18 protein-coding genes are annotated in these 14,954 nt (G+C 67.8%); 11 read left to right on the plus strand and 7 right to left on the minus strand.

The features are described 5' to 3' along the window. Positions 1-157 precede the first annotated feature (157 nt). The 11 genes from D893_RS02795 (at position 158) to D893_RS02845 (ending at position 9,255) form a co-directional block, all read left to right on the plus strand. A complete protein-coding gene (locus D893_RS02795) occupies positions 158-688 on the plus strand; it encodes a Na+/H+ antiporter subunit E (RefSeq protein WP_110619093.1) in 531 nt (176 codons plus the stop codon). After that, positions 681-968 (plus strand): monovalent cation/H+ antiporter complex subunit F, encoded by a 288-nt coding sequence (locus D893_RS02800; protein WP_018945993.1) that lies wholly within the window; start codon positions 681-683, stop codon positions 966-968. Before D893_RS02795 ends, D893_RS02800 begins: the two co-directional genes overlap by 8 nt. Further along, complete coding sequence (gene mnhG, locus D893_RS02805; protein WP_018945992.1) at positions 965-1,264, plus strand: monovalent cation/H(+) antiporter subunit G; 300 nt, start codon at positions 965-967, stop codon at positions 1,262-1,264. Before D893_RS02800 ends, mnhG begins: the two co-directional genes overlap by 4 nt. Beyond that, on the plus strand, positions 1,265-2,209 hold the full coding sequence (locus tag D893_RS02810) for a hydrogenase subunit MbhD domain-containing protein (protein ID WP_110619094.1): 945 nt from the start codon (positions 1,265-1,267) through the stop codon (positions 2,207-2,209). It abuts the gene before it with no gap. Next, positions 2,206-2,508, plus strand: coding sequence for an NADH-quinone oxidoreductase subunit K (locus D893_RS02815; protein WP_110619095.1), 303 nt, complete (start codon positions 2,206-2,208; stop codon positions 2,506-2,508). Before D893_RS02810 ends, D893_RS02815 begins: the two co-directional genes overlap by 4 nt. Further along, the gene (locus D893_RS02820; RefSeq protein WP_110619096.1) at positions 2,505-3,977 is read left to right on the plus strand and encodes a proton-conducting transporter membrane subunit; all 1,473 of its coding nucleotides are present in this window, start codon (positions 2,505-2,507) and stop codon (positions 3,975-3,977) included. Before D893_RS02815 ends, D893_RS02820 begins: the two co-directional genes overlap by 4 nt. After that, positions 3,974-5,782 (plus strand): complex I subunit 5 family protein, encoded by a 1,809-nt coding sequence (locus tag D893_RS02825; RefSeq protein ID WP_110619097.1) that lies wholly within the window; start codon positions 3,974-3,976, stop codon positions 5,780-5,782. The genes D893_RS02820 and D893_RS02825 overlap by 4 nt, the downstream gene beginning before the upstream one ends. After that, complete coding sequence (locus D893_RS02830) at positions 5,779-6,459, plus strand: class II aldolase/adducin family protein (protein ID WP_168409924.1); 681 nt, start codon at positions 5,779-5,781, stop codon at positions 6,457-6,459. The genes D893_RS02825 and D893_RS02830 overlap by 4 nt, the downstream gene beginning before the upstream one ends. 73 nt (positions 6,460-6,532) lie before the next feature. Then, positions 6,533-6,853: a heat shock protein HspQ gene (gene hspQ, locus D893_RS02835; protein WP_018869428.1), complete on the plus strand. Its 321-nt coding sequence runs from the start codon at positions 6,533-6,535 to the stop codon at positions 6,851-6,853. A gap of 7 nt (positions 6,854-6,860) precedes the next feature. After that, positions 6,861-8,546, plus strand: a complete 1,686-nt coding sequence (gene ilvD, locus D893_RS02840; RefSeq protein ID WP_110619099.1) for a dihydroxy-acid dehydratase — start codon at positions 6,861-6,863, stop codon at positions 8,544-8,546. Positions 8,547-8,568: 22 nt separating this feature from the next. Further along, positions 8,569-9,255, plus strand: a complete 687-nt coding sequence (locus D893_RS02845; protein WP_110619100.1) for a rhomboid family intramembrane serine protease — start codon at positions 8,569-8,571, stop codon at positions 9,253-9,255. An 18-nt stretch (positions 9,256-9,273) separates the two neighbouring features. Here the strand turns inward: D893_RS02845 and galU are convergent, their stop codons facing one another. The 7 genes from galU to rpsA form a co-directional block, all read right to left on the minus strand. Continuing rightward, entirely contained in the window at positions 9,274-10,161 is an 888-nt protein-coding gene (gene galU / locus D893_RS02850) for a UTP--glucose-1-phosphate uridylyltransferase GalU (RefSeq protein WP_110619101.1), read from the minus strand. 59 nt (positions 10,162-10,220) lie between these two features. Next, a complete protein-coding gene (locus D893_RS02855; protein ID WP_051073616.1) occupies positions 10,221-10,463 on the minus strand; it encodes a helix-hairpin-helix domain-containing protein in 243 nt (80 codons plus the stop codon). A gap of 122 nt (positions 10,464-10,585) precedes the next feature. Beyond that, positions 10,586-11,326, minus strand: coding sequence for an orotidine-5'-phosphate decarboxylase (gene pyrF, locus D893_RS02860; protein WP_110619102.1), 741 nt, complete (start codon positions 11,324-11,326; stop codon positions 10,586-10,588). After that, entirely contained in the window at positions 11,327-12,553 is a 1,227-nt protein-coding gene (locus D893_RS02865) for a tetratricopeptide repeat protein (protein ID WP_110619103.1), read from the minus strand. It abuts the gene before it with no gap. A 6-nt stretch (positions 12,554-12,559) separates the two neighbouring features. Next, positions 12,560-12,877, minus strand: coding sequence for a LapA family protein (locus D893_RS02870; RefSeq protein ID WP_018945980.1), 318 nt, complete (start codon positions 12,875-12,877; stop codon positions 12,560-12,562). A 13-nt stretch (positions 12,878-12,890) separates the two neighbouring features. Further along, on the minus strand, positions 12,891-13,187 hold the full coding sequence (locus D893_RS02875) for an integration host factor subunit beta (protein ID WP_018869436.1): 297 nt from the start codon (positions 13,185-13,187) through the stop codon (positions 12,891-12,893). An 85-nt stretch (positions 13,188-13,272) separates the two neighbouring features. After that, on the minus strand, positions 13,273-14,943 hold the full coding sequence (gene rpsA / locus D893_RS02880) for a 30S ribosomal protein S1 (RefSeq protein WP_018869437.1): 1,671 nt from the start codon (positions 14,941-14,943) through the stop codon (positions 13,273-13,275). Between the last annotated feature and the right edge of the window lie 11 nt (positions 14,944-14,954).

The following is a 14,954-nucleotide window of genomic DNA, read 5'->3' on the forward strand; positions in this document are numbered from 1 at the left end:
ATTAAACCCTAAATACCAGGAGGGAATATCGCAATCGCGAGGATGCCAGAATTTCGGTGTATTCCGGGCGAAGGCGACCTTGCTCCGCCCGCTGGCGCGATGCGGCCCGGGTGGGGGAAACTGGCGGGCATTGGCGACTGTGGTGCGGGGATGGAGCATGGACGGATCCGGTGGCGGGCTGCGGGGAAACCGTGCGGGGGTGGCCCGGGCGCGCTGGTCGGGGCGGGTGCTGCGCGTGGCGGGCTACGCCGGGATCTGGTGGATCCTGACCGAGGGCGATCCGGGGGCCTGGTGGTGGGGCGTGCCGGCGATCCTGGCGGCGGCCTGGCTCAATCCCTTCGCGCCGGGATGGACGGGGGGCTGGCGAATCCGCGGGATCATCGCCTTCGTGCCGGTGTTTCTGTTCTTTTCGCTGCGCAGCGCGCTGGATGTGGCCTGGCGTGCGGTGCATCCCCGTTGCCCGCTGGAGCCGGCCCTGCTGGATTACCCCTGGGCGCTGCCGGCGGGGACCCCGCGCCTGATGTTCGCCAATCTGGTGAATCTGATGCCCGGGACCCTGTGCGTGCGCATCTCGGAACAGGCGATTACGCTGCACGTGCTGGCCCGTCCCCGCCGGACCCAGGACATGCTGGAGCGTCTGGAGGGGCATGTGATGAACATGTTTCAGCCGGAATCGCCCAATGACTGATCTGTTCCCGTTCCTGGTGATCCTGCTGATGCTCAACATCGTGGTGGGGCTGATGCGGGTGCTGCGCGGGCCAACGGCCGCCGACCGCATGCTGGCCGCGGAGATGTTCGCGACCTCGGCCATCGCCATCGCGCTGCTGCTGGCAGTGCTGACGCAGCGCGAGGCCCTGGTGGATCTGGCGCTGGTGTTTGCGCTGCTATCGGCGCTGGCGGTGGTCACGTTCGTGAACCGCGCCTGGTCCGGCCGCACCCGTTCCAGCGACGAGGAGCACCGGCCGTGAGCCTGACGGGCGTGATCGGGGGGATCCTGACGGTGGGCGGTGTGCTGTTCCTGCTGCTGGGTACGCTGGGGCTGCTGCGTTTTCCGGATGTGTATACCCGCCTGCATGCCCAGCCCAAGGCCGACAACATCGGCCTGGGCATGATCTGCCTGGGGCTGGGGGTGTATTCGGGCAGTCTGACCCTGACCCTGAAACTGCTGCTGGTGTGGCTGCTGATGCTGGTCGCCACGGCCGTGGGGGCGGGTCTGATCGCACGCGCCGCGTTGCGCCGCGGTATCCGGCCGTGGGGGCTGTGAATGGGCGCCCTGGGTCTGGCATTCGACGGGGTTCTGGCCACGGCCCTGCTGTGGACCGCCTGGCAGGCGATCCACGCGGCGGGGCTGTTCCGCGCGGTGGTCAGTTTCATGGTGTTCGGACTGCTGATGGCGCTGGCGTGGGTGCGCCTGGAGGCCCCGGACATCGCTCTGGCCGAAGCGGCAATCGGCGCGGGCATCACCGGTGCGCTGCTGCTGTCCGCGCTGGGGCGGCTGGACTGGGAGGCGGGGCGCGCGTCGGATGTGTGCCAGCGCGGGCGCGACCGGGCGTTCTGGCTGCCGATGGGGCTGTTGCTGCTGGCCGGCCTGGGCGGGGCGGCGTGGCTGCTCCCGGCCCCGGGGCTGGGCGAACCGGTGGCCGCGGAACTCGGGCGCTCCGGGGTGGAAAACCCGGTCACCGCCGTACTGCTCAACTTCCGCGCCTTCGACACCTTGCTGGAGATCGCCATTCTGCTGCTGGGCGTGGTCGTGCTGTGGTCGCTGGGTCCTACCCCCTGGCCTTCCTCGCCCGAACTGGTGTCGCCCGCCCTGCCCGCTCTGGGCCGCGTGCTGTTCCCGGCGTTCGTGCTGGTTTCGGCCTATCTGCTGTGGCGGGGCAGTCATGCGCCCGGGGGTGCCTTCCCGGCCGGTGCGGTGATGGGCGCCGGCGGCGTGCTGATGCTGCTGGCCGGCGCCCGGCCCTGGCTGTCGGGTGACGTCTACGGCCCGTGGCGCTGGGCGCTCGCGCTGGGGATGACCGCAATGCTGGGGGTGGCCTTCGCGGTGATGGTCGGGGGTCACGGGTTCTTCGAGTACCCGGTCGAGCTGGCCGGCTGGCTGATCCTGCTGCTGGAGCTTGCCGCGGGGCTCTCCATCGCGCTGCTGCTGTTCGCGCTGTATCTGGGTGGCGAGCCCCCGGCCGACTGGGACACCCGGAGGCCGGCATGACCCTGTACTTGCTGCTGGCGGTCGCGCTGCTGATCATTGGCCTGCACGGGCTGTTCGTCCGTGCGCAGCTGATGCGCAAGATCCTCGCGCTGAACGTCCTGACCACCGCGGTCTTCCTGCTGCTGGTGGCGCTGGCACATGCAGCCGAGGTGCTGGACCCCGTGCCCCACGCCATGGTGCTGACAGGCATCGTGGTGACGGTGTCCACCACCGCGGTGGCACTGGGGCTGATGGTCCGCCTGCTGGAACGCCGTGGCGGGCCGGTGAGCGGCCGCGACCAGGAGTCGCGCAACCCGTGAACACCGCGCTGGCTACGGCCGTGGTGGTGGGGCTGCCGCTGATGGCGGCGGCCGTCGCCTTCGCGCATCCGCGCCGGGGCCGCATGGCGACGCTGGGTACCGGACTGCTGCTGTTGCCGGTACTGGCCGTTCTGGTCCTCGAAAACCTGCGCACCGGCCCCTGGCGCCAGGATCTGGGGGGCTGGGCCGCGCCATTGGGAATCGGCTGGCAGATCGATGCCCTCGCCCTGACCCTGCTTGTCCTGACCACTGTGGTCGCGCTGGCCGCGGCGATCTATCGCCTTGCCGAGCGCCGTCTGGTGCCGGACAGTCGCCAGAGACGTTATTTCTGGCCGTTGTGGCTGTTCCTGTGGGGCGGGCTCAATGCCTTGTTCCTGTCCGCCGACCTGTTCAATCTCTACGTGATCCTGGAGATGGTGGCGCTGGCGGCGGTGGCCCTGATCGCCGCCGCCGGCGGGCCGGCGCTCGCCGCGGCATGGCGCTATTTCCTCGCAACGCTGCTGGGGTCCACGCTGTATCTTCTGGGCGTCGCCCTGCTCTACGGACAGTACGGCGCGCTGGATATCGCCCTGCTGACCGGCCGGGCCGCGGAGGAACCCGTCACCCTGGCGGCCGCGGTGATGATCACCCTGGGTCTGTTGCTCAAGGGGGCGATCTTCCCGCTGCATTTCTGGCTGCCCTCGGCCCATGGGCGAGCGCATGCGGCGGTCAGTGCGGTGCTTTCCGCTGTGGTGGTGACCGCGGCGTTCTATCTGCTGGTGCGTCTGTGGTTCGGTCCGTTTGTCGGAATGCTTCCGGGGTTGCCGGCACAGCTGCTGGGCCTGCTGGGGGCGGCGGCGGTGATCTGGGGCGGTGTGCTGGCCATGCTCCAGCGCCATCTGAAGATGGTGATCGCGTATTCGACCGTCTCGCAGCTGGGCTTCGGCCTGCTGGTGTTCCCGCTGGCGACCGCCGGGGCCCTGCCCGACCAGGCCCACGCGGGCATGCTGATGCTGCTGCTGGCCCATGGCCTGGCCAAGGGCAGCCTCTTCCTGGCAGCGGGCTGCCTGGCGTGGCAATGGGGCAGCGACCATCTGCGCCGTATCGGCCCGCCGATGGCCGGCGGCAGCCTGCTGGCCTGGATCGCGATCGCGCTGGCGGCGGCGAGTCTGGTGGGTCTGCCGCCCAGCGGGGGCTTCGTTGCCAAGTGGTGGCTGCTGGAATCGGCCCTGGCCGCGCGCGCCTGGCCCTGGGCGGCAGTGATCGTGCTCGGGACGTTCATCACCGCCGGATACCTGTGGCGCATCCTGCGTGATCCATTGCGTGCGGGAAGCGTTGATGCGGCCGTGGTGTCCGCACAGGGGCAACCGCTGCCCATTCCGCTCGCCATGCCCCGGGCCGCATTGCTGCTGGCCCTGGCGGCGATCGGGAGCGGCCTGTTCGCCACGGCGCTGCGCTCGGCCTTTGCGGCCGGGGGGCTGGCCGCATGAACGCCACGCAGCTCGCACTGCTGCTGGCCGTGCTGGCGCCATGGCTGGCCCTGACCGCGCTCGCGCTCCCCGCCCTGCGTCGCCGGGCCACCATCCTGCTGCCGCTGGCGGCCCTGCCGGCGCTCTTGCTGGCCCTGGCAGGCCCCGACCCCGATGCCGGGATCGTGCTGCCCGGGCTGCTGGATCAGGCCCGTCTGGCGCTGGATGGCACGGCCCGCGCCTTTCTGTTGCCCGGCGCCCTGTTGTGGCTGCTCGCCGGGGCGTACGCCCATCGACACCCGCTGACACACCCGCTGCGGTTTGCCGTGTTCTGGCTTCTGACCCTGGCCGGCTACCTGCTGCTGGTGCTGGCGGCGGATCTGCTCACCTTCTATGCCGGCTTCGCGCTGATGACCTTCGCGGCCTACGGTCTGGTCACCCACACCGGCGGCGTGACGGCCCTGCGGGCCGGACGGCTCTACCTCGGCCTGATGCTGATCGGCGAGGTCGCGCTGTTCACGGCGGTGGCCTGGACCACCATGCTCGCCGGTCCGGGGAATTCGCCGGATCTCGTCGGACTGGGTGCGGGCATGGAACCGGCCGCCGCCCTGCTGTTCGCGATCGGCTTCGGCCTGAAGCTGGGCGCGCCGGGGCTGCATGCCTGGCTGCCCCGGGCCCACGCGGTGGCGCCGGTGCCGGCCAGTGCGGTGCTGAGCGGGGTGATGATCAAGGTCGGCGCCCTGGGGGCATGGCGACTGCTGGAAGGCGGTCTTGAGATCCCCGGGCACGGCGCCCTGATCCTGACCGCGCTGGGCCTCACGGGCACCTTTTATGCCGTGGCCGCGGGTCTGCGCCAGTCCGAACCCAAGACCATCCTCGCCTGGTCCAGCGTCAGTCAGATGGGTCTGGTGGTCGCCCTGCTCGGGATGGCCGCGGCCGGGACGTCGCCGGCCGCGGTCTGGGCGGGCCTGGCGGTGATGCTCGCTCATCACGGTCTGGCCAAGGGGGCGCTGTTCCTCGGAACGGGGCTGCTGGCCACGGCGGCGGATCGGTGCACCCGGAGGGCGTTGCTGTTTGGCCTGGTGCTGGCCGGGGCCGCGCTCGCGGCCGCGCCGCTCTCCGGCGGCGCCCTGGCCAAGGCCGCCCTCACGACCGGAATGCCCGGCTGGCTGGCGGGGGTGACCGGCACCGCCACCGCCCTGCTGATGCTGCATTTCCTGCGCCGCGCGGCCAGCCATCCCCCGGAGCCCGACTTGAAGCCGACGACCGGCGGCGCCGTTGACACCAGGGGCATGACACCCTGGTTGCTGACCCTCGTTGCGGGGCTGCTGTTGCCCTGGTGGTTAGCGGATACCTCCCTGCGCGAATACGCCCTGACTTCAACGGCCCTCGGGGACGGCCTCTGGCCGCTGCTACTGGCCGGGGTGCTGGCAGGCGAGGCATGGTGGCTGCGATCCCGGTGGCCCGGGATCGGCGCGGTCGCGGCGCGGCAATCCGGACCGGACCGAAGCGCCCCGCGCCCCCTGCCCGGCATGGCCCGGCTGGCCCACTGGTGGACCCTGACCGAACGCCAGCTGCATCGCTGGCCGGTTATCGGGCGCGTGGCCACCACGATGATCCTGCTGCTGGCGCTCGCGCTGGCCGTTTCGGCGACTCCGGCTCGGTTCGCCTGCAAGCAGGCTCCTGCAGAGGTAGGAGCGGCCCTGGCCGCGAACGGACGGGTGCTTGCCCGGGGCGAACTCCCCGGAACCCTTGCGGCCGGATGCTCCGGGCGCGCCCGTCAGGCAGAATGCGCGGGACGGTTCCGGACGAAGGCAGGCGCATGAACGAGCAACAGTTGCGCGAGGCGGTGATCGACACGGCGCTGGAAACCAACCGGCGCGGCCTCAACCAGGGTACATCCGGTAACGTCAGTGTACGCTGCGGTCACGGCCTGCTGATCACCCCCTCCGGCGTGGCGTACGAGGACCTGGCGCCGGAGGATCTGGTGTACATGGATGCCGAGGGACGCTGGCCCGCGCACCAGAAGCCTTCCAGCGAATGGCATTTTCATCGCGCGATCCTGCGGGAACGCGAAGATATCCATGCGGTGGTGCACGTGCATTCGGTGTACGCCAGCGTGGTCGCGATCCAGCAGCGCGACATCCCGCCGCTGCATTACATGATCGCGGCCGCCGGCGGCGACTCCATCCGCTGTGCCCCGTATGCCACCTTCGGGACCCCGGAACTCTCGCGACATGCGCTTGCCGCACTGGATGACCGCTACGCCTGTCTGCTGGCGAACCACGGGATGATCGCCACCGGGCCGGACCTCGCACGCGCGCTGTGGCTCACCGAGGAGGTCGAACTGCTGGCGCAGCAGTACGTGCTGAGCCTGTCCATCGGCGGCCCCGCCCTGCTGGATGCCGCGGAGATGCAGCGCGTGCGGGAGGCTTTCAAGCAGTACGGCCCGCGGCGGGAGGCGGCCCCGAGCGGATCCGGACAGGAACCGGACGAACCCTGAGACGGCGTGACGCGCCCCGGGCTCGCCCGGTCTATTCTTTTGTTTTCACCCCTGCGAGCAGAGAGATTGCACCATGGCCAGCGGCACCCGTTTTTCGGTGGGCGAGATCGTCCATCACCTCAAGTATGATTACCGCGGCGTCATCGTGGATGTCGACCCGGTCTACAACGGCTCGGACGAATGGTACGAGACGGTCGCGAAGAGCCGGCCGCCCAAGGACCAACCGTGGTACCACGTGCTGGTGGATGGCTACACCCACAGCACCTATGTGGCCGAGCGCCATCTGGAAAGCGACACCTCGGGCGAACAGATCGATCACCCGGACCTGGGCAAGTTCTTCGACCGCTTCATGAACGGGCGTTACAGTCGCGAGAACCAGACCCGGACACACTGAGGACACCATGAGCCAGGACAACCGCCGCTCGCGCGTGGTCACCGAAGGGCCGCGCCGCACACCCAATCGCGCCATGCTGCGCGCCGTCGGGTTCGGAGACGACGATTTCCAGCGTCCGATCGTCGGGATTGCCAACGCGCACAGTACGATTACCCCCTGCAACACGGGAATCGGCGCGCTTGCCGAACGCGCGGAACGAGCGGTGCGTGAGGCCGGCGGCATGCCCCAGACCTTCGGCACCATCACCATCTCCGACGGCATCTCCATGGGCACGCCGGGGATGAAGTACTCGCTGGTCTCGCGCGAGGTGATCGCCGATGCGATCGAAACCGTGGTCAACGGGCAGAGCATGGACGGGGTGCTGGCCACCGGGGGCTGCGACAAGAACATGCCCGGGGCGATGATCGCCCTCGCCCGCCTCAACGTGCCGGGCATCTTCGTCTATGGCGGCACCATCAAGCCCGGGCATTACAAGGGCCAGGAACTGACCATCGTCAGTGCCTTCGAGGCCGTGGGGCAGCACGGCGCCGGTCGGCTGTCCGACGAGGACCTGCAGGGCGTGGAGCGCAACGCCTGTCCCGGCGCGGGTTCCTGCGGGGGCATGTACACCGCCAATACCATGTCCTCGGCCTTCGAGGCGCTGGGGATGAGCCTGCCGGGATCCTCGACCCAGGCTGCCGAGGATCCGGAAAAAGGCGAGTCCGCGGCGCGCTCCGGCGAGGTCCTGCTGGAGGCGATCCATGCCGATCGCAAGCCGCGCGACATCCTCACCCGGCCGGCGTTCGAGAATGCCCTCGCGGTGGTCATGGCCCTGGGCGGCTCCACCAACGCGGTGCTCCACCTGCTGGCGATCGCGCACGCCGCCGAGGCGCCCCTGGATCTGGACGATGTCGAACGGATTCGCCGTCGCACCCCGGTCCTGTGCGATCTCAAGCCCTCCGGGCGTTACGTCACCACCGCCTTCCACCAGGCCGGCGGCACACCGCTGGTCATGCGCCTGCTGCTGGACGCCGGCCTTTTGCACGGGGAGTGCCTGACGATCACCGGCGAAACCCTGGCGGAGACCCTTCGCGATGCGCCCGCCGCCCCGCCGGCGGAGGCCGCCGACATGGTCCGCACTCCGGCCGACCCGCTCTATCCACAGGGCCACCTGGCGATCCTCAAGGGCAGCCTGGCCCCCGAAGGTGGCGTGGCCAAGGTGACCGGCCTCAAGCGGCGCAGCATCCGGGGACCCGCCCGGGTATTTGATTCCGAGGAGGCCTGCCTCGACGCGATTCTCGCCGGCAAGATCCGCGAGGGCGACGTGATCGTCATTCGCCATGAAGGACCGCGCGGCGGGCCCGGGATGCGCGAGATGCTGGCTCCCACCGCGGCGCTGATCGGTGCCGGACTGGGGGACGCGGTGGGCCTGGTCACCGACGGACGGTTCTCCGGCGGCACCTACGGCATGGTCGTGGGTCATGTCGCGCCCGAGGCAGCCGCCGGTGGCCCTGTCGCGCTGGTGCAGGAAGGCGACCCGATCGTGATCGACGCCGACCGGAACCAGCTGGATCTGGACATCGATCCCGAGGAACTGGAACGCCGCCGGGCCGCCTGGAAGGCCCCCGAGCCACCCGCGGCCCGAGGGGTGCTGGCGAAGTATGCACGCTCCGTCGGCTCGGCCAGCCGCGGCGCCGTGACCGACGACTTCTGAGCCGGACCGGCGCACCCTCCGCATGACTCATCCTGACCCGCGCTCGCCACGCTTCAGCATGATGCCTCCGGTGATCGGCTTTCTGCTGGTCACCAACGTCCTGCTGTTCCTGGCCATGCCCGCCCTGGGCAACTGGCTGATGGCCCATTTCGCCCTGTGGCCGATTGGTACCCCGTCCACCATCATGCAGGACGGGTCGATGATGCGCGTGCCGGATTTCCAGATCTGGCAGCTGGTGACTTACGGCTTCCTGCATGGCGGGCCGCTGCACCTGTTCGTCAACATGTTCGTGGTGTGGATGCTGGGTGTTCAGGTCGAGAATTCATGGGGTTCGCGCATGTTCGCGACCTATTTCCTGATCTGCGTGATCGGGGCCGGTCTGGTGCAGCTGGTGGTTACAGCGGGGGGCAACGGTGATGCCATCTACCCCACGGTGGGGGCCTCCGGCGGGGTGTTCGGGGTGCTGCTGGCATTCGGGATGATGTTCCCCAACCAGCGCCTGTTCCTGATCTTCCTGCCGATTCCGATCAAGGCCAAGTACTTCGTGATCGGCTACGGCATCCTCGAGCTCTATCTGGGGGTGTCCGGGACCATGTCGGGGATCGCCCATTTCGCGCATCTGGGCGGCATGGTGGTCGGCCTGCTGATGATCCAGTACTGGCGCGGGCGGTTGCCGGTTCGGCCCCGGCATCGTCGGCTTTGGTGGTGAGCGCCGGGCCCGGACGCGTCAGCTGTCCGTCCGCGTGCGCAGGTAGTCGCGGAAATCGTCCTTGAGTTCGGGGTGCTTGAGCGCGAACTCGACTGTGGCTTTGAGGTAGCCGAGTTTGCTGCCGCAGTCGAAACGTCGCCCGGAAAACTCCCAGGCCGTCACGCGCTCCTCCTCGCGCAGGCGGTCGATGGCATCGGTCAGCTGGATCTCGCCGCCGGCCCCGGGTTCCTGCCGTTCCAGCAGATCGAAGATCCGCGGCGTCAGCACATAGCGCCCGACCACGGCCACGTTCGACGGCGCATCGGCCGGATCGGGTTTTTCCACGATGCCCTTCACGTCCCAGCTGCGGGGGGCTGTGCGTTCCGGATCGATGATGCCGTACTGATGGGTGCGGTCTTCGGGCACCTCTTCCACGCCCAGCACGCTGCAACCATGGCTGTTGTACTGTTCCACCATCTGCGCGGTGGCCCCGCCATCGACCGCCTCGATCAGGTCATCCGCCAGGATCACGGCGAACGGTTCTTCGCGCACCACGGGGCGCGCACACGCGACCGCATGCCCCAGCCCCAGGGCTTCGGCCTGGCGCAGATACACGCAGGTGACGCTCGATGGAACGATGTTGCGGATGCGTTCGAGGAGCTTGGTCTTGCCCCGTTCCTCCAGCTCGTTCTCCAGCTCGTACGCCTTGTCGAAGTGATCCGGAATGGCGCGCTTGTTACGTCCGGTGACGAACACCAGGGTATCGATCCCCGCCGCGACGGCCTCTTCGGCGGCATACTGGATCAGCGGCTTGTCCACCACCGGGAGCATTTCCTTGGGGTTGGCCTTGGTCGCCGGCAGAAAGCGCGTCCCCATGCCGGCCACGGGAAAGACCGCGGTACGGATTCGTTTGCTCTTTTCGGTCATGTGCCCTCCGGGCTGCGGGGCATGGCCGCACGATGGCGGTCATGCCCCGGCCGCTCTACCTATTCCAGTTCAATCCGATCCAGATTCATTTCCACCGTCCGTTCGCCAATGCCGGACACCTCGGTCAGGGCCTGCACGGATTCGAAATCACCGTGTTCTTCCCGGTGTTCGAGGATGGCACGCGCCGTGACCTCACCGACATTGCTCAGGGTGACCAGCTCCTCCAGCGGTGCCGAATTGACGTTGACGGGCACCTGTTCGCCGGCAGTGACCGGCGAGCCGAGGCTCAGCCCCAGCGCCATGGCGGGCAGCAACACCCGGGCAAAACGGAACATGGATACAGTACGGATCATGGTGAACCTCCTTGTTTTTTCAATGGTGGCGAGCGCCATCTTCCGTGCGCTCACCATGGATCCTAGCCCGATCACTGCGTCGGGGAAACCCCCTGCATGCGTCCCGCGATCGTCCGCATCGCCGCGGCGGGATCCTGCGCACGGGTGATCGGCCGGCCGACCACAATGGCACTGGCGCCGGCCTCCAGTGCCCGTTCCGGCGTCATCACCCGTTTCTGGTCGTCGCCCCCGGCCGTCTCCAGGCGAATCCCGGGTGTCACCAGTCTGGGCGCCGCTCCCAGCTCCCGGCGCAGCATCGCAGCTTCGCGCGCCGAGCAGACCAGCCCGTCCAGCCCCGCCTGCTCCACCGCCAGGCGCCCCAGGCGCATGACCTGGCCATCCGGGGTGTCCTGTACGCCGGTCTCCTCCAGGGTTGCGCGGTCACTGGAGGTCAGCACCGTTACGGCCAGCAGGGCCGTCCGTTCATTGACCTCGCGGACCGCGTCACGGGCCGCCCGCATCATCGCCAGGCCGCCGGAAGCGTGCAGGTTCACCAGCCACACATCCATGCGGGCAGCCGCGCGACAGGCGGCCGCAACCGTGTTGGGGATGTCGTGAAACTTGAGGTCCAGGAATACCCGGAAGCCGAGAGCGTGCAGGCGTTCGACCAGGTCCGGTCCGGCGACCATGAACAGCTCGAAACCCACCTTCAGCGCACACTGGCGGGGGTCCAGACCGCGGGCAAAGGCCAGCGCCTCGTCGCCGGAGGCGAAGTCCAGGGCGACGATCAGCCGCGGCTCCTGCAGGTTCGGGGTTTCCGTTACCGGGTCCATTCAGTGGCTCTCCTCGCGAATCAGCGCCGCTTCGGCGTCCTCGGTGGTCTGATCGATATCGAAATCCAGCCCGCGCAGGGTGTCCCAGCGCCGGCAGCTGGGGCATTGCCAGACATGGCCGCGGCCCTGGTAGCCGCAGTTGGTGCATTGATACAGGTGCTGACTGCGCAGCTGATCCGACAGCGCCTTCTCGAAGGCCGTAAATTCGCTCACGTAGCTCTGCACCGCGGGCAGTACCTTCATCCAGCGCACCGCCTCCAGCAGCCCCGACGTGGGCACCGGACGCTGGGCCAGGATGACCCCCAGCTCATGCAGCGCCCGGTCCATGCGTCCGGTCCGTCGATACAGCCGCATCAGTGCGATACGCGCCATGGTCACGCCGCGTTCCTCGGCCAGGTCGGTCAGTACTTGTTCCAGCGCCGCCAGACGATGCTCGCCCGGCAGGGCCTGATGCAACTGCTCCAGCCGCGGGACCAGCAACGGTGCCAGCCGCGGCGTCCGGGCGACTGCGTCGCTGCCGTGATCAATGGCCTCGCGAATGCGTCCCTCGCGTTCGGCGATTTCCGATTTCAGCAGCAGGGACCGCGACAGGCCCGGTACCAGGGCTTCGGCCTGGCCTGCCCGTTCGGAGGCCTCGGCCAGGTCATTGCGTTCCAGCGCCTCGCTCGCCAGTTCGCAATGGTAATGCGCAACCCGCAGGGGTTCCTGTGGCGAGCCCTCGGCGCGCAGCCGGTTGCCGACCTCGATCGCCTTGCCCCACTCGCGCTGCGTCTCGTACACGTGCCGCAAGCCTTCCAGTGCCTCGGAGGCCTGGTTCGGCGAATTCATGAGTTCGCGGAACACCCCCTCGGCCCGATCGAGCACCCCCGCCAGCAGGAAGTCCTGGCCCAGTTCGCACAGCGCCTGTGCCCGCTGGGCGTCGGTCAGCGCCGGGCGCGCCACCAGGTTCTGGTGAATGCGGATCGCGCGGTCCACCTCGCCCCGCCGCCGGAACAGGCGCCCCAGGATCACGTGCGTTTCAAAGGTTTCATGGTCGACTTCGACCATTTCGATGAAGGTCTGCAGGGCATCGTCGGTACGATCGTCCAGCAGATATCGTACGCCCTGGAGATAGCGGTCCAGCGCGGGATCGCGGGTTTCTTCCTCCTCGGGAACACCTCGGCGCGCGGCCCACCAGCCACTGGCGGCGGCAACCGGCAACAGCAGCCAGAACCAGTCCTCAATCATTCCGGTTCAGTAGAAATCCCGCATCGGCGCGGTCCGCAGCTGTTCCACTTCGACCCGCAGCGCACGGTTCTCATCCCGCAGCCGGTCGATCTTGCGTTGCAGACGCCGCAGCCTGAGCCAGAAGATCAGGGATGCAATCAGTACACCCGCCAGGGCGCTCAGGCCCAGGAGCACGATCAAGGGGGCCTCGAGGGTGAGACCGGGGAGATGAAGGGTGGCGGCGCCCTCGTTGAACACCACCAGGATCCCGATGCTCGAGGAGATCAGGATCAGGGCCACGAATGCGACCCAATGCCGCAGCCGGGACTTTCCGCGCTCGGCCATTCGTCGTATCCGCCTACTGGTCCTTTTGCGCGCCGTCATTGACGCGTTCCCGCAATTCCTTGCCGGGCTTGAAGTGAGGGACATATTTGCCGGGCAGGGCCACGCCCTCGCCGGTCTTGGGATTCCGACCCATGCGCGGGGGCCGGAAATGCAGCGCAAAGCTGCCGAATCCGCGAATTTCCACCCGTTCGCCACTGGCCAGTGCCTGACTCATCCGCTCCAGCAGGGCCTTGACGCTCAGCTCGACGTCGCGTGGCGGAAGGTGCGGTGATTTGCGGGCAAGATTGTCGATCAATTCCGATTTGGTCATCTGGCACTCGCAGCAAAGGGGGAGGAAAGACAAAAAAAGGCCCGCACCCGCGATTGCGACGCGGATGCGGGCGGTGGAACGGGGCTTAGTCGTTCTTGCCCATCTGTTCCTTCAGCAGGTCGCCCAGCGAGGTGGTGGCGCCGCCGCCCTGCCCGTATTCGGACACGGCTTCGGCCTCCTCGGCACGATCCTTCGCCTTGATGGAGAGGCTGATCGCACGGGTCTTCTTGTCCACACCCATGAACTTGGCCTCGACCTCGTCGCCCACGTTGAGCACCGTGCGCGCGTCTTCCACGCGGTCCTGGGAGATGTCGGCGGCGCGCAGGATCCCGTCGATGCCATCGGCCAGTTCGATCACGGCGGCCTTGGCGTCCACTTCCTTGACCGTACCCTTCACGATGCTGCCCTTGCTGTGTTCGGCCACGAAGTTGGCGAACGGGTCGCGGTCCAGCTGCTTCAGGCCCAGGGAGATGCGCTCGCGTTCCGGATCCACGGACAGGACCACGGCCTCGACCTCGTCACCCTTCTTGAAGTTGCGGATAGCCTCTTCGCCCGACTCGCTCCAGGAGAGATCCGACAGGTGGATCAGGCCGTCGATGCCGCCTTCCAGGCCCACGAACACGCCGAAATCGGTGATCGACTTGATCTGGCCACGGACCTTCTCGCCACGGTTGTGGTTGGCGGCGAAGTCGTCCCACGGGTTGGACTGGCACTGCTTCATGCCCAGCGAGATACGGCGACGCTCTTCGTCCAGGTCCAGGATCATCACCTCGACCTCGTCGCCAATGGCCACGACCTTGCCCGGGTTCACGTTCTTGTTGGTCCAGTCCATTTCGGAGACGTGCACCAGGCCTTCCACGCCGTCTTCGATCTCGACGAAGCAGCCGTAGTCGGTGATGTTGGTGACCTTGCCGAAGATGCGGGTGCCGGTCGGGTAACGGCGGGTGATGTTCTCCCACGGATCCTCGCCCAGCTGCTTCAGGCCCAGCGAGACACGCATGCGCTCGCGATCGAACTTGAGCACCTTGACTTCGACTTCCTGGCCGATTTCAACGACATCGGACGGATGCTTGACGCGCTTCCAGGCCATGTCGGTGATGTGGAGCAGGCCGTCGATGCCGCCCAGATCCAGGAACGCACCGTAGTCGGTGAGGTTCTTGACGATACCCTTGACCTGCGCACCTTCCTGCAGGTTCTTGAGCAGTTCCTCGCGCTCGGCGCTGTATTCCTGCTCGACCACGGCGCGACGCGACACGACCACGTTGTTGCGACGGCGATCCAGCTTGATGAGCTTGAACTCCAGCTCCTTGCCTTCCAGATACGCGGTATCGCGCACCGGACGGACATCCACGAGTGAACCCGGCAGGAATGCACGGATGTCGCCCAGTTCGACGGTGTAGCCGCCCTTGACCTTGCCGGAGATCTTGCCGGTGACGTATTCCTCGTCTTCCATCGCCCGTTCGAGGCGATCCCAGGCCTTGGCACGCTTGGCCTTCTCGCGAGACATGCGGGTCTCGCCGAAGCCGTCTTCCGGGGTTTCCAGGGCAACTTCCACGACATCGCCCACGGCGACTTCGAGTTCCCCTTCGTCGTTCATGAACTGCTCGGTGGGGATGACCCCCTCGGACTTCAGGCCCGCGTTCACCACGACGACTTCCGGGTTCACCTCAATGACGGTGGCACTGAGGATGGCACCCGGCTGCATCTGGGTGTAGGCCATGCTCTCTTCGAGCAGTTGCGCGAAACTTTCACTCATGGATTTAAAAA

It is taken from the genome of Thioalkalivibrio sp. ALE21 (genome assembly GCF_003208255.1).
Taxonomy (GTDB): domain Bacteria; phylum Pseudomonadota; class Gammaproteobacteria; order Ectothiorhodospirales; family Ectothiorhodospiraceae; genus Thioalkalivibrio; species Thioalkalivibrio halophilus.

Excerpts from the sequence above, each read along its gene's own strand:
- D893_RS02795 (WP_110619093.1), top strand. The coding sequence starts at position 158 with ATGGACGGATCCGGTGGCGGGCTGCGGGGAAACCGTGCGGGGGTGGCC.
- D893_RS02800 (WP_018945993.1), top strand. The coding sequence starts at position 681 with ATGACTGATCTGTTCCCGTTCCTGGTGATCCTGCTGATGCTCAACATC.
- D893_RS02810 (WP_110619094.1), top strand. The coding sequence starts at position 1,265 with ATGGGCGCCCTGGGTCTGGCATTCGACGGGGTTCTGGCCACGGCCCTG.
- D893_RS02815 (WP_110619095.1), top strand. The coding sequence starts at position 2,206 with ATGACCCTGTACTTGCTGCTGGCGGTCGCGCTGCTGATCATTGGCCTG.
- D893_RS02825 (WP_110619097.1), top strand. The coding sequence starts at position 3,974 with ATGAACGCCACGCAGCTCGCACTGCTGCTGGCCGTGCTGGCGCCATGG.
- D893_RS02830 (WP_168409924.1), top strand. The coding sequence starts at position 5,779 with ATGAACGAGCAACAGTTGCGCGAGGCGGTGATCGACACGGCGCTGGAA.
- hspQ (WP_018869428.1), top strand. The coding sequence starts at position 6,533 with ATGGCCAGCGGCACCCGTTTTTCGGTGGGCGAGATCGTCCATCACCTC.
- ilvD (WP_110619099.1), top strand. The coding sequence starts at position 6,861 with ATGAGCCAGGACAACCGCCGCTCGCGCGTGGTCACCGAAGGGCCGCGC.
- D893_RS02845 (WP_110619100.1), top strand. The coding sequence starts at position 8,569 with ATGACTCATCCTGACCCGCGCTCGCCACGCTTCAGCATGATGCCTCCG.
- galU (WP_110619101.1), bottom strand. The coding sequence starts at position 10,161 with ATGACCGAAAAGAGCAAACGAATCCGTACCGCGGTCTTTCCCGTGGCC.
- D893_RS02855 (WP_051073616.1), bottom strand. The coding sequence starts at position 10,463 with ATGGCGCTGGGGCTGAGCCTCGGCTCGCCGGTCACTGCCGGCGAACAG.
- pyrF (WP_110619102.1), bottom strand. The coding sequence starts at position 11,326 with ATGGACCCGGTAACGGAAACCCCGAACCTGCAGGAGCCGCGGCTGATC.
- D893_RS02865 (WP_110619103.1), bottom strand. The coding sequence starts at position 12,553 with ATGATTGAGGACTGGTTCTGGCTGCTGTTGCCGGTTGCCGCCGCCAGT.
- D893_RS02870 (WP_018945980.1), bottom strand. The coding sequence starts at position 12,877 with ATGGCCGAGCGCGGAAAGTCCCGGCTGCGGCATTGGGTCGCATTCGTG.
- D893_RS02875 (WP_018869436.1), bottom strand. The coding sequence starts at position 13,187 with ATGACCAAATCGGAATTGATCGACAATCTTGCCCGCAAATCACCGCAC.
- rpsA (WP_018869437.1), bottom strand. The coding sequence starts at position 14,943 with ATGAGTGAAAGTTTCGCGCAACTGCTCGAAGAGAGCATGGCCTACACC.